Origin of the sequence: Halomarina halobia (assembly GCF_029338575.1) — an archaeon.
Taxonomy (GTDB): Archaea; Halobacteriota; Halobacteria; order Halobacteriales; family Haloarculaceae; genus Halomarina; species Halomarina halobia.
The window spans coordinates 2,674,924-2,693,565 of the sequence record NZ_CP119992.1 but is presented as its reverse complement, the minus strand read 5'-3'; the positions used below and the strand labels follow the sequence as shown (position 1 = coordinate 2,693,565).

Genomic DNA, 18,642 nt, shown 5'->3' with positions numbered 1-18,642 from the left:
GGATCGGGCGTGAACGGCGGACTCCTGGGCGAATTCGGGACGACGTACCTCCTCAGCGTCATCGCCGTGACGCTACAGGTGAGCCTCACGGCGGTTGCCGTCAGCACGGTCATCAGCCTCGCACTCGCGCTCGCGCTGGGGTTCAACGACTTCCCCGGCAAGCGCGCGGCGACCGCCGTCGTCAACACCGGGATGGGCTTTCCGAGCGTGGTCGTCGGCCTCGGGGTGCTCCTGTTGCTCTCCAACCAGGGACCGATCGGCGGGGGGTTCGCCCTCGGCGGTCCCGGGTTCGCGCTGACGTTCGGCGGCGTCGAACTCCTGTTCACGACCGAGGCGATGGTCGCCTCGCAGGTCGTGCTCGCGACGCCCGTCATCACGAGCGTCTCGCTGTCGGCCATCGAGGGCGTCGACCAGTCGCTGCGCGACGCGGCCTTCGCCGCCGGGGCGGCCCGACGCGACGTGCAGTTGACCGTCGTCCGTGAGGCCCGCTACGGCATCGTCACCGCCGTCCTCGCCGGGTTCGGACGCGCCGTCAGCGAGGTGGGGTCGGTGCTCATCGTCGGCGGGAACCTCGCGGTCACGAACGGCGCGGGCGAGCAGGTATCGCTGACGCGCACGCTCACGACGGCCATCACGCTCGAAGCGCGCCAGGGGAACTACGAGACCGGCATCGCGCTCGGCGTCGTGCTCGTGGCGCTCGCGCTCGGCGTCAACGCCCTCGGCGGCGTCATCCGCGATCGGGGGGACGCGTGAGCGTGAGCGCGATCGCGACCGAGGGGGTCTCCTACGGCTACGAGGACGGGAACGCGACCGTCGAGGAGGTCTCGCTGTCGGTCGATCCGGGCGAGGTGCTCGCGCTCATCGGCCCCTCCGGGACGGGAAAGACGACGCTCCTGCGCCTGCTGGCGCTGTTCGACCCGCCCGACGCGGGGCGCGTGCTGGTGGGCGGCGAGGACGCCTGGGCGCTCGCATCCGACGAGCGCCACGCCGCCCGCCGGCGCGTCGGGATGGTCTTCCAGGACCGCAGCCTCTTCACCACCACCGTCGCGCGGAACGCCGCCTACGGGCTCGCGGTCCGCCGGCCGTGGCCCGACCGCCTCCGGACCGGTCTCGATCGGCTCCTCGGCCGGGACACCGTGCCAGAGGGAGTCGTGGACGCGCTCGCGACCGTCGGCCTCGACGACGCGCTCGATCGACGGGCGAGTTCGCTCTCGGCGGGCGAGGCCCAGCGCGTCGCGTTCGCCCGGGCGCTCGCGGTGGATCCCGACGTGCTCCTGCTCGACGAGCCCACCTCCAACCTCGACCCGCGCAACACCGCGCTCATCGAGGAGGCCGTCGCGCAGGCGCGCGAGCGGGGGATCGCCGTCGTCGTCGCCACCCACGACATGCAACAGGCTCGACGCGTCGCCGACCGCGTCGGGGTCCTCCTGAACGGCCGGTGCATCGAGCGGGGGCCGGTAGAGCGCGTCTTCGACGAACCGCGCGACCGCCGCGCCCGGCAGTTCATCTCGGGGGAGCTCGTCTACTGACGAAACCATTTTCGGTTACTCACCGACGGCCACGACCACGATTTCGGTTGCTGGCAAGACACATACGTCGGCACGACGAACGCCGTTCGTATGGCGGTTTGGGAGGGATACGGCTCGCGTCCCGGTCTCAGGTTCACGCCCGGAGAGGTCACCGGCGCGTTGGGTGATTCGGTTACGGTCCTCCCCATCGTCGTGACGCTGTGTGCGCTGACGCCCGCCTCGCTCCCGCACGTCCTCGTCGCCTTCGGCGTCTTTCAGGTGGTCTGGGGCGTTCGCTACGGCCTGCCGATGTCGGTCGAACCGATGAAGGCGCTGGCGGGGCTGGCGATCGCCGGCGCGGTCACGTACGGCGAGTTCGTCGCCGCGGGCCTCCTCGCGGGCGTCGTCCTCCTGATCGCCGGGGCGGCCGGGGCGCTCGGGCGCGTCGAGCGCCTCGTCGGCCGGCCGGTCGTCCGCGGCGTCCAGCTCGCGGTGGCGCTCCTCCTGGTCGAGCGGGCGCTCCACCTCTCGCTCGGCGACCCGGCGCTCGCGCTCGCGGGCGTCCTCCTCGCGGCGGCCGTCTCGCTCGTCGCGCCGCGGGCGGCGGCGCTCGCGCTGCTCGCGGCGGGCGTCGCGCTCGCCGTCGGCGTCGCCGGCGTCCCCGAACCGACCCTCCCGGCGCTCGCGCTCTTCCCCGGCGGGGTCCCGACCCTCACGACGGCCGCCCTCGGCGGCACCGCCGCGCAGCTCGCCATGACCGTGGGGAACGCGGCCGTCGCCACCTCGCTGCTGTTCTCGGATCTCTTCGACGCCGACGTGCCCACCGACGACCTCGCGACGAACATGGGGACGATGACGCTCCTCTCGGTCCCGTTCGGCGGCCTGCCGATGTGCCACGGGAGCGGCGGCCTCGCGGGCAAGTACGCCTTCGGCGCGCGCACCGGCGGCGCGAACGTCGTCCTCGGCGGACTCTACCTCGCCGCCGCGCTCGTCGTGGGTCTCTGGACGGCCTTCCCGCTGGCCCTGCTCGGCGCGGTACTCGGCGTCGTCGCCCTCCAGCTCGGCCGGGTCGCGCTCGCCGACCGCTCCGCGCTCGCCGTCGCGGTCGGCGTCGCGGGCGCGCTGACGAACGTCGGGCTGGCGTTCGTCGGCGGCCTGCTCGCCTGGCACGCCCTCCGCTACCTCGACCTCGTCGAGTCGGCCGAACGCGCCGACTGACCCCGAACACCGCAGGGCCTTTTCCCCGCGCCGCCCACTTCAGGGCATGGACACCTGGGATCGACTGTTCGAGCGCGCCGACGCCTCCGACGCGACGCTCGACGAGGTGAGACGCGCCCTCGCTGAGCGCCGGGAGGGTCGGGACGGCCGGGATCGCCGGGACGGCCGCGACCCCGGAGGGCGGCATGAACGCGAGTGAGCGCGCCGTCCGCGTCGTCGCGGACGCGGACGTGCTCGCGGCGGACCTGCTCGTCGGCGGGCCGGCGCGCGACGCGCTCGACCTGATCCGGGCGCACTCGTGGGTCGACCTCGTCGCCAGCGACCCCCTGCTCGACGACGCCGAGGCGGTGATCGTCCGACTCGCGGACGCCGACCTCGCGCGCGACTGGCGCGAGCGGGTCGAGGCGCTACGCGTCCCGGTCGAGCATCCCCCGGAGGACCACCCCGCGCTCGCCTCCGCCTACCGCGGCGAGGCGGCGCACGTGCTCTCGTTCGACGAGCGACTCGGCGGGGCGAAGGCCGGGACGGCGATCCGGGCGCGCGTGGAGACGAGCGTCAAGCACCCGCGGGCGTTCGCGCTGCTGTTCGACCCCGAGACGATGTACGAGGTGGCGTTCGAGGAGCCGTATCCGGGGCCGGATCGCGATCCGCGGGACTGACCCGATCCACGCTCACGCCTCGCCGTCGCCTTCACCGTCACCGCCTCCGTCCGGTCCGCGCCCCCTCGAACGACCGCCGCATGACCATTACCGGTAGAACGACGCCGTCGCTCGCCTCGTGGGTCGCCTCGCGGACGCGCTCCCACCCCAGCGCCTCGTAGAAGGGGACGGCGTTGCGCGACGCCGAGAGCGCGAGTTCGTCGAGCCACCGGTCACTCCGCTTCGCTCCCGATACCACGCCGAGACGGTCCTACTCGCTCGCTTCGCTGCGTGGACTGCGACTCGTCTGATATCGCTCACGCCGTTCGCTTCGCTACCGCTCAGCGGACCACCGATGGACTCGCTCAGGCTCGTCCATCGAGGTATCAGTCACTTCGTTCCTGATACCACTCCCCGAACTTCGCCAGCGCCCGCCCGCGGTGGGAGACGGCGTTCTTCTCCGCGGTCGCCATCTCCGCGAAGGTCCGCCCGTCGTGCTCGAAGATGGGATCGTAGCCGAAGCCGCCGTCGCCGCGCGGTTCGACGATGCGGCCGGGGACCGCCCCCTCGAACAGGCGGACGGGGAGGTCGCCGGCCACGACGGCGTCGTCGGTCGTCGCGGTGGCGCGCTCGTCGGCCGCGAGGTCGTGGCCGCGGCGGTCGCCGTAGTCGATCGGTTCGGGGGTCGCCTCGAACGGCGCCCCGTCGCAGTAGGCGATGACGCAGCGGAAGTACGCCCGCGTCGCCCCTGCCCGCCTGGCGAGTTCGCCGACGCGCTCGACCCCCAGCGTCTCCTCGACGTAGGCGGAGTACGGCCCGGGGAAGCCGCCGAGTCCCTCGACGAACAGTCCGGCGTCGTCCACGATGACGGGGCCGCCGACGTGCGCGTACGCCTCGCGCGCGCCGCGGGCCGCGATCGGACCGAGTTCGTCGGCCTGGATCTCCGTGTAGTCGAAGGCGACCGACTCGACCGCGTCGAGGTAGTCGCGCGCCTCGCGCACCTTCCCCTCGTTGGTCGTGACGTAGCTGAGCATACCGAAGGTGAGCCGGGAGGGTGAAAAGAGGCGTCGATCGGCGCGTCAGTCGACGATGACCTCGACGGGTTCGTCCTCCGTGAGCTCGTCGCGCTCCTTCGCGCTTCGCTCCTGGTAGATCAGCGCGCCCGCGACGCCGAGGACGATCCACGAGCGCCAGTTGGCGAGGTTGAGCGTGTAGCCGATGCCGAACGGCTTCTCGACGAGCATGCCCTCGTCCGGCCGCCAGTACGCCGAGAGCATACGCCCGAGGCTGGGACGTTCGAAGTTGTACGGAACGCCGAACAGTTCGCCGGATTGCGGTCGGTCTGCCATAGCACACGATACGGTCGCGGGCACTAAGTCGTTTGCCACCGCACCGCCGCAGGCGCGGGTACTGTGTAAGGTGGGAGGGACCGATCGGGAATCGCCGACGCGATCCCCTCGAACGCCTCTCCCGCTCATCGAGCGGTCGGTCCCGGTCAGTCCCGCCCCTCCTGGGCGCTCGTCAGACGGCCGCTCGTGTGAACACTGCCGTCGCCTCCACGTCGCGGTCGACGGGGACGCGCCCGCGCTACTGATACCGCCCGCGGCCCTCGACCTCCCGCAGCTGCTCGATCACCGCGGGATCGCCCGCCTCGCGGTAGGCGGACTCGAACGCGTCGAGCAGCGGATCGGGGTCCGCCGCGGTGCCCGCGAGCGACTGTTCGAAAACGTGGAGGTCCACCGCGAAGTCCTCGACGTGGGTCGAGTGGTAACCGAGGCCGAAGTCGATGAGCCACGTCCGGCCGTCCACGCGGACGTTCCGGGTGGTGGGATCGCCGTGGACGACGCCCGCGCCGTGCAGGGTGGCGAGGTGGCGACCCACCGCCCGGACGTGTGCCTCGGTGAGTCGGTCGCGCAGGTCACAGTCGCCGACGCGCTCCATCGCGAGCGTCGCCTCGCGCGGGTCGATATCGCGGACGACCGGCGTCGGCACCCCGAGCCGACGCGCGTCGTGGAGCAGGCGCGCCTCGCCCCGGGTTCGCTCCCGGCGGAGGCGCGCGTCGAGGTCCGGGTGACGGTAGGCCCTCGGCTCGCGGCGCTTCACGACGGCGTCCGAGAGCGCGACGGTCGCCTCCGCGCCCCGCTGCGTTCCGGCGTCCGCCGGGTCCCCGGCGCGGGCGACGTCCTCGTCCGCACGCCAGGTGACGGGCACCTCGTCCGGGCGGAAGTTCGGGCGCACGCGGGACTCCTCGATGGAGATCGTATCGCCCGCGGCGGCCATCTTCGCGCCGAGGACGGCGATCATCCCCGCGTTGTCGCGGAGGAAGCGCGGTTCGGGGGCGTGAAAGCGCGCGCCGCGCTGGGCGCACATCTCGCCGAGCATCTCCTGGAGACGGGCGTTCTGCCCGACCCCGCCGCCGAGGACGAGTTCGTCGTTGCCCGTGAGCGAGAGCGCGCGCTCCGCGACCTCGGTGAGCATCCCGAAGACGTGCTCCTGCAGCGAGAAGCAGACGTCCTCGACGGCCGCACCGTCGTCGTACGCCTCCTTCGCCGCGCTCGTGATCCCCGAGAAGGAGAAGTCCATCCCCTTCACGACGTACGGGAGGGCGACGTACTCGCCCCGTTCGGCGGCGGCCTCGACCTTCGGCCCGCCGGGGTGCGACCAGCCGACGTGGCGGGTGAACTTGTCGATGGCGTTGCCGACGCCCGTGTCCATCGTCTCGCCGAGCACGCGATAGCGGCCGTTGTGAAAGCCGAGCAGGTGGGCGTTCGCGCCGCTGGCGTTCAGACAGACCGGCGAGTCGAAGCCCGCCCGGTGGCGGCCGATCTCGAGGTGTGCGAGCATGTGGTTGACGCCGACGAGGGGCACGTCGAGGCTGCCCGCGACGGCCCGCGCGGCGGTGCCGACGATCCGGAGGCAGGGACCGAGTCCGGGGCCGCGCGAGAAGGCGACGGCGTCGACCGACGGGGCGGAGTCACCTCCGGCCTCGGCCGCCGCGTGGTCGAGCGCCTCCCGGACCACCCCCGGGATGGCCTCGCGCATGTGCTCCGCGGCCTCGCGGGGATGGATGCCGCCGCTCTCGGGACGGTAAGCGTCGGTGAAAATCGCGGTTTCGTCGGATTCGACGGCGTGGACGGCGGCGGACGCCGCCCAGGCCGTCCCTTCGATGCCGAGGACCCGCACGTCAGCTTACAGCCACTCGGTGTAGCCGCACTTGCCGCAGTGCTTGCGGTCCTCGTGCTCGGCGAGGAAGGTGTCCCCACAGCGTGGACACTGCTCCTTCTCGGTCGTTCCGTCCTCCCCGTAGTACTCGTGACGCGGCATCTACGCCTCCTCCGCCTCAGCCTCGACCTCGGCGTCTCCCTCCTCGTCCGCGCCGATCTTGTTGCGGTCGAGCATGTACGCCTGCTCCACGTCGCGGGCGTGGTCGGGGGTCTCGTAGGTCTTCGCGTACCCGAGGGTCTTTCGCATGCCGTACTTCGTGTCCAGTTCGTGGATGACGACCTCGTCCGCGTCCTTGTTCAACTTCGCGGCGAGGCTGTCGCGGACGGAGAGTCGGGAGGGGGTCGCCTCGTCGTGGACGACCACGAACCGCACGTCGGAACGGTGCAGCATCGGGTTCGCCTCCTCCTCGATGATTTCGATGTCCATGGTTCGTTGCCCGTATTTCCTCCCGAGCCGGCTAAAAGGATTTCGAAGCGGTCAGTCGGGAGGAATACGAACACCGGCGGCCGCGAGCGGTCGCGGCGACCACCTCGCGGCCGCGCACCGGAATCCGCGCGGACTACGACTCGAACCCGAGCGCCGCCTCCGCCCCGACGACGTCCCCCTCCATCTTCGCGAGGAACTCGCGCATGGCGGCGCGGACCTCCTCGTCCACCACGACGAGGACCATCCCCTCGCCGGGCTGGCCGTAGACGACGTTCGCCCCCGTCGGGGCGACGGCGATGGCGGGCACGGCGGCGAGGTCCTCCTCGCCGTCGACGACGAGGGCGGTGGTCCGGTCGCCCTCGACGGCCGCCCGGAGCGCGACGAGCAGGTCCCGCGAGAGGGTCGCCGCGGGGTTCTCGACGCGCACCTCGCGGTCGAACGGCGACAGGTCGACGCGCTCGTCGAGGGGCGTGCGCTTCGTCTGTCCGTCCACGAGCGCCACGTCGGGCACCGTCTCGCGGAGCAGGTGCTCGGTGACGACGTCGCCGACGGCGATCAGCGGCCCGTCGCCCGCGTCAGCGAGGAGGGCCGCCGCGTCGGTGTAGATCGGCCCGACCGGCTCCTTCAGTTCGGCGCGCAGCGCGTCGGGCAGGCGGAGCATCGGCCGGTCAGCGCACCTTCAGCGCGTAGGCCCCCGGCTCCGCCACGTCCATCTCCCGGGCGATCTCGCTCTTCTCCGGGTGGGCGATGATGACGTACCCGGCCCAGTCCTCGGAGAGGGAGGTCGAGCCGCAGACGACGCAGGACTGCTCCTCGCCGGCGTCCTGGACGCGGTGGCACTCGCGACAGACGAGTCGCTTCGCCATGCTCACTCACCCGCCGCGGCCTGCTCGTGCTTCTCGCGGAGCCAGCCGTGCTTGCCGAGGCCGGGCTGCTTCGCGGTCAGGCCGATCTTCGAGTCGCGGGGGTTGCGCTCGTCGATGCTCTTGGTGACGATGCGCGCGCGGACGGCGTCGCCGACGCCGAGCGCCTGATTCGACTCCCGGGAGGCGAGCTGCTGGCCCTCCTCGTCGAACGCGAGGTACTCGTCGGAGATCTGCGAGACGTGCAGCAGGCCGTCGACGGGACCGATGCCGATGAACGCGCCGAAGTTGACCACCTCGACGACCTCCCCGTCGATGACCTCCTGCATCTGCGGATCGAACGTGACCGCGTCGAACTCGGCGTCGTAGTAGACGCCGGGGCGGTTGGGGAGGACGGTCCCCTCGCCGATGTCGATGACCTCGACGACGCTCACGACGGAGCCGACCTCCTCGTCCATCCGCCCCTCGAGTTTGTCCTGCAGTAGTTCCTTCACCAACTGTTCCGAGACGTCGTCGAGGAACCGCGGGGGCACCTCGACCGTATCGCGTAGTCTGACCCTCTTGTACATGTTCAGTGGATTGCGAGTTTGTTTCGACCCCTTATACCGATTACCCCGACCGGGAGGCGGTCACGCAGGGGGCCGTCGTTCGTGACCACGTAGTCGCACGCCCCGCACTCGGCGAGTTCGACGAGCGCGTCGTCCGCGTACGTCGCGTCGGTGTCGACCGCCGTACAGCGTTCGGCGAGGTCGCGGCCGACCGAGGCGGCGGTCGCCTCGGTCCCGCTCCCTCGCGCGAGTTCCTCGAGTTCCTGGAGCACCGCGCGCGGGGTGAGACACTCGTACTCCCCGAGGAGACGGTCGAGTTCGTCGAAGACGCGAACGCCGTGCTCGACCGGCATCATCAGCGCGCTGGTGTCCATGGCGACCCTCATTCGGGACTCATTCGGTGAGCGTACCGATGCCGATGAGCCGCCAGCGCGTACCGACGCGCCGGTTGATCGCGATGATCGCGCCGGGGGTCGCGCAGACGGGACGCTTCAGCTTCACCTCGCACTCGTCGGTGCGGGCGCTGGTGACCGCCCCGACCGTGGTCGCCGTGCCGACGGTGAGCATGAGCGGTTCGCCCGTGCTGATGGGGTCGATGTCCTCCTCGCTCCCGACGAGACGGTCGAGCAGTTCGACGTCCATGGTGAACTGGTGCCACGTCGGCGGCAGGCTGCCGGGCGGTCCGGCGACCTGCCCGGCCAGCGAGTCGCCCTTCGTCAGCGACGGGTCCAGGCCCGTGCCGACGCCGAGGAGGCCGCCCGGGGAGACCTCGTCGACGATCTCGCCGCCCGCCTGGAGCGAGCGGATCGACGTGGTGACGGGCAGATACTCCGCCTGGCCGCCCTCCTCGACGCGCCGACCGGGACGGATCTCAAGTTCGTCGCCGACGCGCAGGCGACCCTGCGTGAGGCTCCCCCCGAGGACGCCGCCCATCAGCCCGTCGAAGGTGGTGCCCGGTCGGTTGACGTCGAAGCTGCGGGCGACCTGCATGCGCGCGTCGGCGTCGGGGTCGCGCTCGGGCGTCGGGATGGACTCCTCGATCGCCTGGATGAGGAGGTCCATGTTGACCTCCTGCTGGGCCGAGATCGGCACGACCGGCGCGTCCTCCGCGACGGTCCCCTCGACGAAGGCCTCGATCTCCCGGTAGTTCTCGCGAGCGCGATCGGCGTCCACGAGGTCGACCTTGTTCTGCGCGATGACGATGTTCTCGATGCCGATGATGTCGAGCGCCATCAGGTGCTCCGCGGTCTGGGCCTGCGGGACGGGTTCGTTCGCCGCGACGAGGAGGACGGCACCGTCCATCATCGCCGCGCCCGAGAGCATCGTCGCCATCAGCGTCTCGTGTCCGGGGGCGTCCACGAACGAGACGGTCCGGAGGACCTCGCTCTCGCTTCCGTCGGGACAGGTCTCCTCGACGGTGTAGCACTCCGGCGCGTCCATGCCAGGGCACTGCCGGAACGTCGCGTCGGCGTAGCCGAGACGGATGGAGATACCCCGCTTCATCTCCTCGGAGTGCTGATCGGTCCACTCGCCGCTGAGCGCCTGGACCAGCGTCGTCTTACCGTGGTCGACGTGGCCGACGAGTCCGATATTCACCTCCGGTTGACGGTGGTTCCCTGTCATGAAGTAATAGCGTGATATCGCCGCGTCGCGGATTTAACCTTGGCGGTTCACGGTGCCTCGGCCGTCCTCCGCCGTCGTCGTTCGGGGAGCACGCAAGGATCGGCGTCTCCGCTCGCCGCGCGGACGCCGTACGCCGTCTCCAACGATTCAGGCCGCGTAGGGCGGTCGGGGGCGTCGACCGTTCCCGTCGCGCGCGACGGTCGAGGCGACGGCTGACGCGCGTCGAACGGCCGTCTGACACCTGCGAAACGCCTTTAGGAGCGCTCCGCGACGTTCGCGGCATGCCACGCTGGCGACGACTCCCCGGCCTGCTCGCCGCGAGCCTCGCCGGGTTGGCCCGTCGAGGTCGTCGCTCGTCGCGCGACGACCTCGACGGGCGGGAGATCCCCGTCACCGAGGAGGAGTGACGCTGCCGGCCGCCCGTTGTGACGACAGTGGGCACCTCGGCCGGCGGCGGACAGCCGGCGGTAGAGCGACCGAAGCGACCTCGCGTTCCCGCGGACGAGCAGGCCGGGGGAGAGGACGACGTCGGCAATCGACGCCCGCGAACCGGGGGACTGACGCGGTTCGCTCCCGCGTGACTTTTCTCGCCGCCCGTCCAACGGCGACCGTGCGCGAGTTCGCGTTCGAGACGGCCCTGTGCGCCCGCCTGGAGAGCGAGGGGTGCCTCGTCAGCCGGCAGCTCGGAGTCGGTACGCGGGGGCGGCGCGTGCTCGACGCGCTGCTCGTCGAACCCGGCCCCGACTTCGACGCCCGGACGCGCATCACGCCCGAGCGCATCCCGGACGCGGCGATCGAGGCCGACGTCGGGACCGGGCGGGCGCGCTACTGGAAGGACTGCTTCGACTGTCACCCCGACCGCGCGCGGAGCGCCGTCGAGCGCGCCTGCGAGGTCGGGTTCTTCGAGCGCGAGCGGCGCTCGGGGCGCACGTACGTCAGGCAGACCGTACGCTACCCCAACTGGTTCTCGCGGCTCGTCGGGATCGAGAACAAGCCCGATCTCGGGCGGCCCGGCGACCTCGAGACGCAACTCCGGAAGGACGTGAGCCTCGCCGTCGTGGACGAGATCGTCCTCGCCACCGAGTCCTACGTGACGCGGGCGCACCTCAACCGCATCCCCGAGCCGGTGGGCGTCTGGCGGGTGCGGGGGGAGGCCGGCGCGTACGAGGTGGTGCGCGAGCCGACGCCGCTCCCGGTCCGCGGGGCGGGCGTCGAGGTGCTGGAGGAGCGCCCGAGCCGAACGAAGGTGCGCGTCGTGAGCGCCGGGGAGAAGGCCCGCCTGCGTCGCCGCCTCGCCGAGCGCGCCTACGGCAAGGGCTGGCGCGTCCCCTTCCCCGACTGCCCGCACGTCGAGGACCGACCGATCGCTGGCGTCGGTGGGATCCCGTACTGCACCCGCGAGGGGCGCGTCGTCGGCCCGGCCGACCCGTGCGCCTGCGCGGAGGGTGAGGGCGGGAGCGGCGAGGACGAGAGCGACGAGGCCCCCGACGTGGACCTGGACGCCCGCCGCGACGAACACTCGCCGTGGGTGCGCGACCCGGCGGGCGTGCGGCGCGAGCAGGTGGGATTGGATCGGTTCTCGTAGACGTTCAGCCGAGCGAGTACACGTCGTACCGTTCGAAGAGGTCTCGCGTCCGCTCGTCGCGGTGTGCGCGGAGGACGCTGATCCCCGCGATCTCGCCGTCCGCCGACTCCACGAGATCGCACGCGGCGCGCATCTGAGCGCCGGTCTCGACCCAATCGTCGACGACGAGTACCCGATCACCGCCGTCGAGCGCGCCTGCGGCGAGTTCGAGCGTCTTCCCCTCCCCGGAGTAGTCTGTCACCTCGCATCGGAGCATCTCGTCGTCGCGGAGCGGTAGCTTCCCGCCCTTCCGAACGGGGACGAAGCCGACTCCGGCCTCGCAGGCGGCGGCACCGCCGAGGACGAACCCGAGGGCCTCGATGCCGACGACGCGGGTGTAGTCGTCCGCAAACGGGTCCAGCAGGTCCGAGACGAGATTCGCGAACACATCCCCGTCGGCGAACAGCGGGGTCACGTCGTAGCGGCCGACGGCCTCGGTGTTCATCCGCTCGTAGTAGTACGCGTAGTCCATCGTCTACAGTACGTACCGCTCGCCGTCGACCGCCGCGGGGTCGCCGAACGCCTCCTCGGGGGTCGGGAAGTGTGAGACGTGGACGAGTCGCACCTCGGCCGCCCGCAGGTCGTCGGCGAGCGCGAGCGCCCCCTCGGTGGTCATGTGCTTCGTGCCGAACGTGCGCGCCACGCCCTCCTCGTCCTCGTGTCCCCCGCCGAGCGGGTGGTACTCGCAGAGGCGCGCGGGGACGATCGCGTCCGCGAGCAGGAGGTCGGGGTCGGCGAGCGCCGCGCGGGAGTCGTCGGGGATCCCGTAGCTCGTGTCCCCCGACAGGGAGAGCTTCGCGCCCGTCTCGGGGTCCTCGATCGCCAGGCCGTAGCAGAGCAACGGCGGGTGGTCCACCGGGACGAGCGTCACCCGGAGCCCGCACGCCTCGAACGGCTCGAACGGCGTCTCGTGGCGCACGTCGAGCTGATCGAGGTAGTCGAACTTCGAGGCGACCGTCTCCGCGACGCTCTCGCCGGTCTCCGGGTCCGTCTCGTCCGCGGCGTGAACCGGGAGGTCCCCGAGCAGGCGGTAGGCGTTGCCGAGGCCGTCGAGGTGGTCGAAGTGGACGTGCGTGACGACGACCTCGTCCGGAAGCGGCGTCTCGTGGGTGAGAAACTGGTGTCGGAAGTCGGGGCTCGCGTCGACGAGCAGCGACTCGCCCCGCCGCTCGTTCTCGACGTGGACGGAGAAGCGCGAGCGCTCGACCCCGCGCTCGCGAGCGGTCTCGCAGGTGTCGCACTCGCAGCCGACCGTCGGGGTGCCGGTGGTGTCGCCCGTCCCGAGGAGGGTGACGCGCATCCGTCAGGTCCCGTCGGCGGGGCGGTCGTGCGCGTGCGCGTGGTCGTGATCGTGACTGTGGCTGTCGTGACCGTTGCCCGCGATGAGCGCGTCGGGATCGCCGTTCATCATGTCCATGTTCTTCAGGTTGTCGCGCTCCTCGAACCCGGCGACGGCGTCCTCCAGGTCCCCCTGGGTGAGCGTCGTGCGCTCCTCGGTGAGCGCGTCGAGGACCGCCTCCCGGAGGACGAGGCGGAGGTCGCTGCCGGTGAGGCCCTCCGTCTCCTCGGCCAGCGCCTCGGGGTCGAAGTCCACGATCTCCATCTGCCGGGTGATGACCCGGAGGATGTCCGCGCGCATCTGGTGGTCCGGCTTCGGGAAGTTGACGATCTCGTCGAAGCGCCGCCAGGCGGCCGCGTCGAGCTGGTCGGGGTGGTTCGTCGCGCCGATGAGGAGCACCTCGTCCTGGATGAGCGAGATCTCGTCGATACTCTTCAGGAGCGTGTTGACGGCGCGCTTGATCGCCGCGTGCTCGTCGGAGGAGCGCGTCTTCGCCACGAAGTCGAACTCGTCCATGAAGAAGATGCAGGGGGCGAGCCGCTTCGCCACCTCGAAGGCCTTGTCGACGTTCTTCGCCGTCTCGCCGAGGTACTGGCTCGTGATCATCGACAGCTTCACCTCGACGAACGGCAGGTCGAGGTCGTGGGCGAGCGCGCGGGCGCTGGTCGTCTTCCCGGTCCCGGGCGGGCCGACGAACAGCAGCTTCCCGATCTCGCGCAGGCCGATGCTGGCGAGGTAGTCGCGGTGCTCGATGGCCTTCACGATCTTCAGGATCTCTCCCTCCTGGTCGGCGGTGAGCACGAGGTCGTCGAGGGTCATCTCGACCTCCTCGGGCGCGCGCACCTCCACGAGGTCGAGCATCTCCTCGTCCTCCTCGTCGAACATCTGTTCGAGCAGGCTGTCGATCCAGACGCGGTCGGCGTGGATCGGGCGGTTGCGCGCGAGGGCCGTCTCGTAGTCCACGCCCTCGAAGTCCTCCTCGAAGTAGAGCGCGAGCGTCGGGTTCGAGAGCAGCCGCTCCGCGGTGGTCCGCTCGCGGTACCACTTCTCGGCCATCCCGAGGTCGGTGAACTCGATCGCCCCCGAGAAGTCCTTCTTCTCGGTGAACATCAGTCCGGAGATGGCGTCCCAGGGGTGGCCGTACCCCGTCGCCTCCGTGATGGTCGTGGCGGTGACCGAGAGGGGACGTTCGATGCCGCCGGGCGCGGGCCGGCCCGTCGACTCGTCGGGTTCGGCGTCGGCGCTCCAGAAGGCGCGCCGGTAGGGCGGCGGGAGATCACCGGGGTCGAGCTCGCGGTTGTCGGAGTAGACGCGCGCGGTGAGCATAAATTCGACAATGTCGAGCGCCGGGCCGGTCATTTCCCGATTATTTGATTCGCAGGAGGTATAAGACCGTCGAAGACCGTCTGAGCGCCCGCACCCCCGTCAGCGACGCACAAACCCGCGATCGGTGGTCAGCAGTTGTTAGCAATTCGTACGGTGAAGTTTAACACTGTGAAGCTACTGGTGCGGGTATGGCAGATTCGACACCGGTCGTCGTCCGCGCGTACCGCACCCCGCAGGGGAAGGAAGACGGCGTCTTCGCCGACGTCCGCAGCGAGGACCTCTCGATCCCGCTCGTCGACGAGATACTCGCCGAGACGGGGCTCGCGGGCGAGGACGTCGACGACCTGATGTGGGGGTGCGCCCAGCAGCGCGGCGAGCAGGGCAACAACCTCGCGCGGGTCATCGCGCTCCTGTCCGACCTCGGCGAGTCCGTCCCGGCCACGACGATCAACCGCTGGTGCGCGTCGTCGGCGCAGGCGATCATCAGCGCGTCCGACGCGGTACGCGCCGGCCAGCGCGACGCCATCATCGCGGGCGGCGTCGAGAACATGTCCCGCGTGAAGATGGGCGAGAACACGGGGAGCGTCCACCCCCGGATGAACGAGTACTACAACGTCGCCGAGCTCTCGATGGGGATGACCGCGGAGAAGGTCGCGGAGGAGTACGACGTCTCCCGCGAAGCGCAGGACGAGTACGCCCTGCGCAGCCAGCAGCGCGCCGCCGAGGCGACCGACTCCGGTCGCTTCGAGGACCAGATCGTCCCGATCGACAACGGGGAGAAGCTGGTCACCGAGGACGAGGGCATCCGCCGCGACACCTCGCTCGAGGCCCTCGGAAAGCTCCCGACGGTGTTCAAGGCCGACGGCACGGTGACGCCCGGCAACGCCTCGCAGATCTCCGACGGCGCGGCGGCCCTGCTCGTCACGAGTAAGGCCTTCGCCGAGGAGCGCGGCCTCGAGATCATGGCCGAGGTGGGCAACAACAGCGTCGCGGGCGTCGATCCGACGGTCATGGGGATCGGCCCGGTCCCCGCCGTCCGGAAGCTGCTGGAGCGCACCGGCCGCACCGTCGAGGACTACGACCTCGTCGAACTCAACGAGGCGTTCGCCAGCCAGTGTCTCTACTGCCAGCGCGAACTCGGCATCGACGACGAGAAGTACAACGTCAACGGCGGCGCGATCGCCATCGGCCACCCGCTCGGCGCGAGCGGCGCGCGCCTCCCCGTCGCGCTCGTCCACGAGATGGCGCGGCGAGACGTGAACGCGGGCATCGCCACCGAGTGCGTCGGCTTCGGACAGGGGGCGGCGATCGAGTTCTTCCGGTAGAGGTTCACACCCCCATCTTTTCACCCACCGCGAGCGGAGCGAGCGGGCCGAGGAGCGACCCCCGGAGCGCTCACCCCGTTCGCGCTCCGACGGGAGTGACGACGTGCTTTTGATCGAGCTTTTGCCGAGCGCGCGCTCGGCAAAAGCTCGTCGAACGACGCGCGCCTCCTCACGTGAACAGTGTTCCGAATACGCACGGTTCGATTAGAACCGTCCTCGGCTGCCCGTTTCTCGATGAGAAGTACTTTCGATAGTCGGAGTGAACAGCCAGGACGCCCTACCGGTAGTGAGATGACGCCGATACTCGAGACGCGAAACCTCTCGCGGACCGTCGACGGCGAGCGCATCGTCGACGACGTCTCCGTCGAGATCCCCGAGTCGACGGTGCTCGTCGTCGTCGGCCCGTCGGGGTCCGGGAAGTCGTCGTTCCTCCGCCTGCTCGACCGGCTCGACGAGCCGACGGCGGGGACGGTGCTGGTCTGTGGCGAGGACTACCGGACGATCCCGCCCCGGGAGCTCCGCAGGCGGGTCGGCCTCGTCCCGCAGGATCCGGCGCTCGTCCCCGGGACGGTGTTCGAGAACGTCGCCCGCGGCCCGCGGCTCCGAGGCGACCCGGTCGACGAGTCGCGGGTCGAGGAGCTGCTCCAGCGGCTCGGCCTCGCCGGCTACGGCGACCGGGACGTCGAGGACCTCTCGGGCGGCGAGCGACAGCGGGTCGCCGTCGCCCGCACCCTGCTGAACGAGCCGGACGTTCTGCTGCTCGACGAGCCGACCTCCCACCTCGACTCGGCGGCCGAAGCGCGCGTCGAGGGCCTCCTCTCGGAGCTGATCTCCGACCTCGATCTCACCGTCGTGATGGTCACCCACGACGAGGAGCAGGCGCGGCGGATGGGCGACCGCGTGATGGTGCTGCGGGACGGACGCCTCGAACGGGTCGGCCCGGTCGAGGAGGTGCTCCCGTGATCGAGACCGTCGTCGAGCGGCTCCTCGAACAGCTCTCCGATCCCGTGCTCCTCACCGGGGTGACGCAGGTCGCCGCCGCGGGCGCGCTCGCGGCGATCGTCGTCGGGCTCTCGCGGTTCCGCGGGCTCGCGCTGGAGCGCGAACTCGGCGTCGCGCTGGCCCGGGGGCTCGTGCAGATCGTCGCGATGGGGTCGATCGTCGGCGTCCTGCTGACCGTCGATCTCGTCTGGAGCGGCGTCATCCTGCTGTCCATGATGGGCGGGGCGACGTGGATCTCGAAGGAGCGCGGCGAGGGGCTCCCCGGCGTGGTCCGCGTCTCCTTCGTCGCGATCGCCCTCGGCTCGGGGCTGGTGATCGTGACGATGACACTCGCCGGCGCGATCGAGGCGACGGTCCGCAACCTCGTTCCCGTCGGGAGCATGATCATCGCGAACGCGATGCAGATCAACTCGCTCGCGCTCGACCGGTTCAGGGGCGAGATCGCGTCCAACCGCGCCGAGATCGAGGCGGGCCTCGCCCTCGGCGCGCCGCCCGCGGCGGTCGTCTCCCGGCACGTCCAGACGGGCGTCCGGGCGTCGCTCATCCCCGTCATCGACTCGCTGAAGAGCCTGGGATGGGTGTGGATCCCGGGGATCATGGCCGGGATGATCCTCGGCGGGGAGAACCCGATCTACGCCGCCCTCTACCAGTTCGTCATCATGGCGATGATCTTCGGCGCGGGCGGCCTGACGAGCATGACCAGCAGCCTCCTGATCGGGAAGTACGTCTTCACGGAGGCCGAGCAACTGAGGGAGATCGACGACGGCGAGTGACGACGCGAAACGCCCGCTCCCGTCCGAGCCGTCCGCCCCACCGGAACGACTTACCCCGACGACACACCATCGAGAGGTATGCCCATTCCCGACTACGAGCACGCGACGGGACGCCACTGCGGCTCCACGTCCCTGCGCAACCTCTCTACCTACTACGGCTGGGGGTTCGACGAGCCGACCTGCTTCGGCCTCGCCTCGGGGCTCGGGTTCACCTACTTCGAACTCCCGAACTCGCCACACCGGGCCTTCTTCGGCCGGCCGCCGTACCTCGAACGCGCGTTCTTCGAGAACCTCGGTATCGGGTACGGGGAACGGTCGGGCGAGGACTGGGCGACGGCGTGGGACGAGATTCGGGCGCACGTGGATGCGGGCGACCCCGTGCTGGTCTTCGCCGACATCTACCACCTCGACTACTTCGGGACGGACACGCACTTCTCGCCGCACGCGCTGCTCGTCGTGGGGTACGAGCGTGAGTTCGAGCGCGAGGGGGAGAAGGAGGGGGCGGAAGACGAGGGCGACGGGAGCGAGGGGGGCGGAGGGGGCGACGGGACCGGAGGGGAGTACGTCGTCCTCTCGGACAGCGAGTTTCCGGAACCGCAGCGCGTGCCGGTCGAGTCGCTGCGGGCGGCGATGACCGTCCCGCCCGAGGAGGGATACCCCACCCGCAACCGCTACCTCGTCGTGACGGACCCCGAGATCCGGGTACCCGTGGAGAGGGCCGTCGCGACCGCCACGGAGGCGACGGCGCGGTACATGCTCGACCCGCGCGACGCGGTCCACGAGGTCGGCGAGTTCGGCGTCCACGGGCTCGACGGCGTCCGGGCGCTCGCCGCCGACCTCCCGGGGTGGACCGCGCTCCCCGACCCCGCCTGGACGACGCGCTTCGCCTACCAGAACGTCGAGCGCCGGGGCACGGGCGGCGGGGCGTTCCGCGGCCTCCAGCGCGACTTCCTCCGGACCGTCGAGCACCCCTACGGCGAGCGCGTGACCGAGGAGATGGCCGCGATCACGGACGCCTGGACCGACGCGGGCCAGACGTTGAAAGAGGCGAGCGAGGCGGACGGGGCGGAGCTATCGAGGGGGCTCGCGGCGGCGAGCGAGGCCGTCGCGGAACTCGCGGACCGGGAGGAAGCCCTCTACCGGTCGATCCTCGACTGAGCCTCCTCGACGCCGGCGGTCCACGGCGTCTCGCCGGTCACGTCGC

At 70.9% G+C, this 18,642-nt stretch carries 25 protein-coding genes; 11 read left to right on the top strand and 14 right to left on the bottom strand.

Features of this window, described 5'->3' with window-relative positions; genetic code table 11:
• Window positions 1-9: 9 nt before the first annotated feature.
• The 5 genes from P1K31_RS14255 to P1K31_RS14235 all read left to right on the top strand — a co-directional run bounded on the left by P1K31_RS14255 (window position 10) and on the right by P1K31_RS14235 (window position 3,385).
• A complete protein-coding gene (locus P1K31_RS14255; RefSeq protein WP_276303996.1) occupies window positions 10-753 on the top strand; it encodes an ABC transporter permease in 744 nt (247 codons plus the stop codon).
• Window positions 750-1,529, top strand: a complete 780-nt coding sequence (locus tag P1K31_RS14250; RefSeq protein ID WP_379794113.1) for an ATP-binding cassette domain-containing protein — start codon at window positions 750-752, stop codon at window positions 1,527-1,529. Before P1K31_RS14255 ends, P1K31_RS14250 begins: the two co-directional genes overlap by 4 nt.
• A gap of 90 nt (window positions 1,530-1,619) precedes the next feature.
• Window positions 1,620-2,726, top strand: coding sequence for a putative sulfate/molybdate transporter (locus P1K31_RS14245; RefSeq protein ID WP_276303994.1), 1,107 nt, complete (start codon window positions 1,620-1,622; stop codon window positions 2,724-2,726).
• 46 nt (window positions 2,727-2,772) lie between these two features.
• Window positions 2,773-2,925, top strand: coding sequence for a hypothetical protein (locus P1K31_RS14240; protein WP_276303993.1), 153 nt, complete (start codon window positions 2,773-2,775; stop codon window positions 2,923-2,925).
• Window positions 2,912-3,385: a DUF7384 family protein gene (locus P1K31_RS14235; protein ID WP_276303992.1), complete on the top strand. Its 474-nt coding sequence runs from the start codon at window positions 2,912-2,914 to the stop codon at window positions 3,383-3,385. Before P1K31_RS14240 ends, P1K31_RS14235 begins: the two co-directional genes overlap by 14 nt.
• A gap of 37 nt (window positions 3,386-3,422) precedes the next feature.
• Here the strand turns inward: P1K31_RS14235 and P1K31_RS14230 are convergent, their stop codons facing one another.
• The 11 genes from P1K31_RS14230 to P1K31_RS14180 all read right to left on the bottom strand — a co-directional run bounded on the left by P1K31_RS14230 (window position 3,423) and on the right by P1K31_RS14180 (window position 10,049).
• Window positions 3,423-3,623 carry a hypothetical protein gene (locus tag P1K31_RS14230; protein ID WP_276303991.1) on the bottom strand — a complete coding sequence of 67 codons (201 nt, stop codon included), beginning with the start codon at window positions 3,621-3,623 and terminating at the stop codon, window positions 3,423-3,425.
• Window positions 3,624-3,750: 127 nt separating this feature from the next.
• Window positions 3,751-4,398, bottom strand: a complete 648-nt coding sequence (locus P1K31_RS14225) for a non-canonical purine NTP pyrophosphatase (RefSeq protein ID WP_276303990.1) — start codon at window positions 4,396-4,398, stop codon at window positions 3,751-3,753.
• Window positions 4,399-4,443: 45 nt separating this feature from the next.
• Window positions 4,444-4,713: a DUF5808 domain-containing protein gene (locus P1K31_RS14220; RefSeq protein WP_276303989.1), complete on the bottom strand. Its 270-nt coding sequence runs from the start codon at window positions 4,711-4,713 to the stop codon at window positions 4,444-4,446.
• 238 nt (window positions 4,714-4,951) lie between these two features.
• A complete protein-coding gene (locus tag P1K31_RS14215) occupies window positions 4,952-6,547 on the bottom strand; it encodes a bifunctional N(6)-L-threonylcarbamoyladenine synthase/serine/threonine protein kinase (protein ID WP_276303988.1) in 1,596 nt (531 codons plus the stop codon).
• Between the two features lie 6 nt (window positions 6,548-6,553).
• Entirely contained in the window at window positions 6,554-6,688 is a 135-nt protein-coding gene (locus P1K31_RS14210; protein ID WP_276303987.1) for a 30S ribosomal protein S27ae, read from the bottom strand.
• Window positions 6,689-7,015: a 30S ribosomal protein S24e gene (locus tag P1K31_RS14205; protein WP_276303986.1), complete on the bottom strand. Its 327-nt coding sequence runs from the start codon at window positions 7,013-7,015 to the stop codon at window positions 6,689-6,691.
• A gap of 133 nt (window positions 7,016-7,148) precedes the next feature.
• The gene (locus P1K31_RS14200) at window positions 7,149-7,676 is read right to left on the bottom strand and encodes a GTP-dependent dephospho-CoA kinase family protein (RefSeq protein WP_276303985.1); all 528 of its coding nucleotides are present in this window, start codon (window positions 7,674-7,676) and stop codon (window positions 7,149-7,151) included.
• A 7-nt stretch (window positions 7,677-7,683) separates the two neighbouring features.
• Window positions 7,684-7,881: a transcription elongation factor subunit Spt4 gene (gene spt4 / locus P1K31_RS14195; protein ID WP_254545595.1), complete on the bottom strand. Its 198-nt coding sequence runs from the start codon at window positions 7,879-7,881 to the stop codon at window positions 7,684-7,686.
• A gap of 2 nt (window positions 7,882-7,883) precedes the next feature.
• Window positions 7,884-8,447 carry a DNA-directed RNA polymerase gene (locus P1K31_RS14190; protein WP_276303984.1) on the bottom strand — a complete coding sequence of 188 codons (564 nt, stop codon included), beginning with the start codon at window positions 8,445-8,447 and terminating at the stop codon, window positions 7,884-7,886.
• A 2-nt stretch (window positions 8,448-8,449) separates the two neighbouring features.
• Window positions 8,450-8,800 carry a type II toxin-antitoxin system VapC family toxin gene (locus P1K31_RS14185; RefSeq protein ID WP_368410815.1) on the bottom strand — a complete coding sequence of 117 codons (351 nt, stop codon included), beginning with the start codon at window positions 8,798-8,800 and terminating at the stop codon, window positions 8,450-8,452.
• A 19-nt stretch (window positions 8,801-8,819) separates the two neighbouring features.
• Complete coding sequence (locus P1K31_RS14180) at window positions 8,820-10,049, bottom strand: translation initiation factor IF-2 subunit gamma (protein ID WP_276303982.1); 1,230 nt, start codon at window positions 10,047-10,049, stop codon at window positions 8,820-8,822.
• A gap of 281 nt (window positions 10,050-10,330) precedes the next feature.
• Here P1K31_RS14180 and P1K31_RS14175 point away from each other — a divergent pair, with 281 nt between their 5' ends.
• The gene (locus tag P1K31_RS14175) at window positions 10,331-10,456 is read left to right on the top strand and encodes a hypothetical protein (protein ID WP_276303981.1); all 126 of its coding nucleotides are present in this window, start codon (window positions 10,331-10,333) and stop codon (window positions 10,454-10,456) included.
• 203 nt (window positions 10,457-10,659) lie between these two features.
• Window positions 10,660-11,634 carry a DUF5787 family protein gene (locus P1K31_RS14170; RefSeq protein ID WP_276303980.1) on the top strand — a complete coding sequence of 325 codons (975 nt, stop codon included), beginning with the start codon at window positions 10,660-10,662 and terminating at the stop codon, window positions 11,632-11,634.
• A gap of 4 nt (window positions 11,635-11,638) precedes the next feature.
• Here the strand turns inward: P1K31_RS14170 and P1K31_RS14165 are convergent, their stop codons facing one another.
• The 3 genes from P1K31_RS14165 to P1K31_RS14155 are packed head-to-tail and all read right to left on the bottom strand — an operon-like array spanning window position 11,639 to window position 14,371.
• A complete protein-coding gene (locus P1K31_RS14165; RefSeq protein ID WP_276303979.1) occupies window positions 11,639-12,145 on the bottom strand; it encodes a phosphoribosyltransferase family protein in 507 nt (168 codons plus the stop codon).
• Between the two features lie 3 nt (window positions 12,146-12,148).
• Window positions 12,149-12,973, bottom strand: a complete 825-nt coding sequence (locus P1K31_RS14160; protein WP_276303978.1) for an MBL fold metallo-hydrolase — start codon at window positions 12,971-12,973, stop codon at window positions 12,149-12,151.
• A 3-nt stretch (window positions 12,974-12,976) separates the two neighbouring features.
• Window positions 12,977-14,371 carry an ATP-binding protein gene (locus P1K31_RS14155; RefSeq protein WP_276303976.1) on the bottom strand — a complete coding sequence of 465 codons (1,395 nt, stop codon included), beginning with the start codon at window positions 14,369-14,371 and terminating at the stop codon, window positions 12,977-12,979.
• A gap of 155 nt (window positions 14,372-14,526) precedes the next feature.
• Here P1K31_RS14155 and P1K31_RS14150 point away from each other — a divergent pair, with 155 nt between their 5' ends.
• The 4 genes from P1K31_RS14150 to P1K31_RS14135 all read left to right on the top strand — a co-directional run bounded on the left by P1K31_RS14150 (window position 14,527) and on the right by P1K31_RS14135 (window position 18,596).
• On the top strand, window positions 14,527-15,663 hold the full coding sequence (locus P1K31_RS14150; RefSeq protein ID WP_276303975.1) for a thiolase family protein: 1,137 nt from the start codon (window positions 14,527-14,529) through the stop codon (window positions 15,661-15,663).
• 291 nt (window positions 15,664-15,954) lie between these two features.
• On the top strand, window positions 15,955-16,626 hold the full coding sequence (locus P1K31_RS14145) for an ABC transporter ATP-binding protein (RefSeq protein WP_276303974.1): 672 nt from the start codon (window positions 15,955-15,957) through the stop codon (window positions 16,624-16,626).
• Window positions 16,623-17,438 carry an ABC transporter permease gene (locus P1K31_RS14140; protein ID WP_276303973.1) on the top strand — a complete coding sequence of 272 codons (816 nt, stop codon included), beginning with the start codon at window positions 16,623-16,625 and terminating at the stop codon, window positions 17,436-17,438. The genes P1K31_RS14145 and P1K31_RS14140 overlap by 4 nt, the downstream gene beginning before the upstream one ends.
• 78 nt (window positions 17,439-17,516) lie before the next feature.
• The gene (locus tag P1K31_RS14135; protein WP_276303972.1) at window positions 17,517-18,596 is read left to right on the top strand and encodes a BtrH N-terminal domain-containing protein; all 1,080 of its coding nucleotides are present in this window, start codon (window positions 17,517-17,519) and stop codon (window positions 18,594-18,596) included.
• Window positions 18,597-18,642: the final 46 nt, after the last annotated feature.

Excerpts from the sequence above, each read along its gene's own strand:
- P1K31_RS14200 (WP_276303985.1), bottom strand. The coding sequence starts at position 7,676 with ATGCTCCGCCTGCCCGACGCGCTGCGCGCCGAACTGAAGGAGCCGGTC.
- P1K31_RS14210 (WP_276303987.1), bottom strand. The coding sequence starts at position 6,688 with ATGCCGCGTCACGAGTACTACGGGGAGGACGGAACGACCGAGAAGGAG.
- P1K31_RS14135 (WP_276303972.1), top strand. The coding sequence starts at position 17,517 with ATGCCCATTCCCGACTACGAGCACGCGACGGGACGCCACTGCGGCTCC.
- P1K31_RS14160 (WP_276303978.1), bottom strand. The coding sequence starts at position 12,973 with ATGCGCGTCACCCTCCTCGGGACGGGCGACACCACCGGCACCCCGACG.
- P1K31_RS14150 (WP_276303975.1), top strand. The coding sequence starts at position 14,527 with ATGGCAGATTCGACACCGGTCGTCGTCCGCGCGTACCGCACCCCGCAG.
- P1K31_RS14155 (WP_276303976.1), bottom strand. The coding sequence starts at position 14,371 with ATGACCGGCCCGGCGCTCGACATTGTCGAATTTATGCTCACCGCGCGC.
- P1K31_RS14175 (WP_276303981.1), top strand. The coding sequence starts at position 10,331 with ATGCCACGCTGGCGACGACTCCCCGGCCTGCTCGCCGCGAGCCTCGCC.
- P1K31_RS14245 (WP_276303994.1), top strand. The coding sequence starts at position 1,620 with ATGGCGGTTTGGGAGGGATACGGCTCGCGTCCCGGTCTCAGGTTCACG.
- spt4 (WP_254545595.1), bottom strand. The coding sequence starts at position 7,881 with ATGGCGAAGCGACTCGTCTGTCGCGAGTGCCACCGCGTCCAGGACGCC.
- P1K31_RS14145 (WP_276303974.1), top strand. The coding sequence starts at position 15,955 with ATGACGCCGATACTCGAGACGCGAAACCTCTCGCGGACCGTCGACGGC.
- P1K31_RS14205 (WP_276303986.1), bottom strand. The coding sequence starts at position 7,015 with ATGGACATCGAAATCATCGAGGAGGAGGCGAACCCGATGCTGCACCGT.
- P1K31_RS14165 (WP_276303979.1), bottom strand. The coding sequence starts at position 12,145 with ATGGACTACGCGTACTACTACGAGCGGATGAACACCGAGGCCGTCGGC.
- P1K31_RS14180 (WP_276303982.1), bottom strand. The coding sequence starts at position 10,049 with ATGACAGGGAACCACCGTCAACCGGAGGTGAATATCGGACTCGTCGGC.
- P1K31_RS14220 (WP_276303989.1), bottom strand. The coding sequence starts at position 4,713 with ATGGCAGACCGACCGCAATCCGGCGAACTGTTCGGCGTTCCGTACAAC.
- P1K31_RS14185 (WP_368410815.1), bottom strand. The coding sequence starts at position 8,800 with ATGGACACCAGCGCGCTGATGATGCCGGTCGAGCACGGCGTTCGCGTC.
- P1K31_RS14190 (WP_276303984.1), bottom strand. The coding sequence starts at position 8,447 with ATGTACAAGAGGGTCAGACTACGCGATACGGTCGAGGTGCCCCCGCGG.
- P1K31_RS14225 (WP_276303990.1), bottom strand. The coding sequence starts at position 4,398 with ATGCTCAGCTACGTCACGACCAACGAGGGGAAGGTGCGCGAGGCGCGC.
- P1K31_RS14240 (WP_276303993.1), top strand. The coding sequence starts at position 2,773 with ATGGACACCTGGGATCGACTGTTCGAGCGCGCCGACGCCTCCGACGCG.
- P1K31_RS14235 (WP_276303992.1), top strand. The coding sequence starts at position 2,912 with ATGAACGCGAGTGAGCGCGCCGTCCGCGTCGTCGCGGACGCGGACGTG.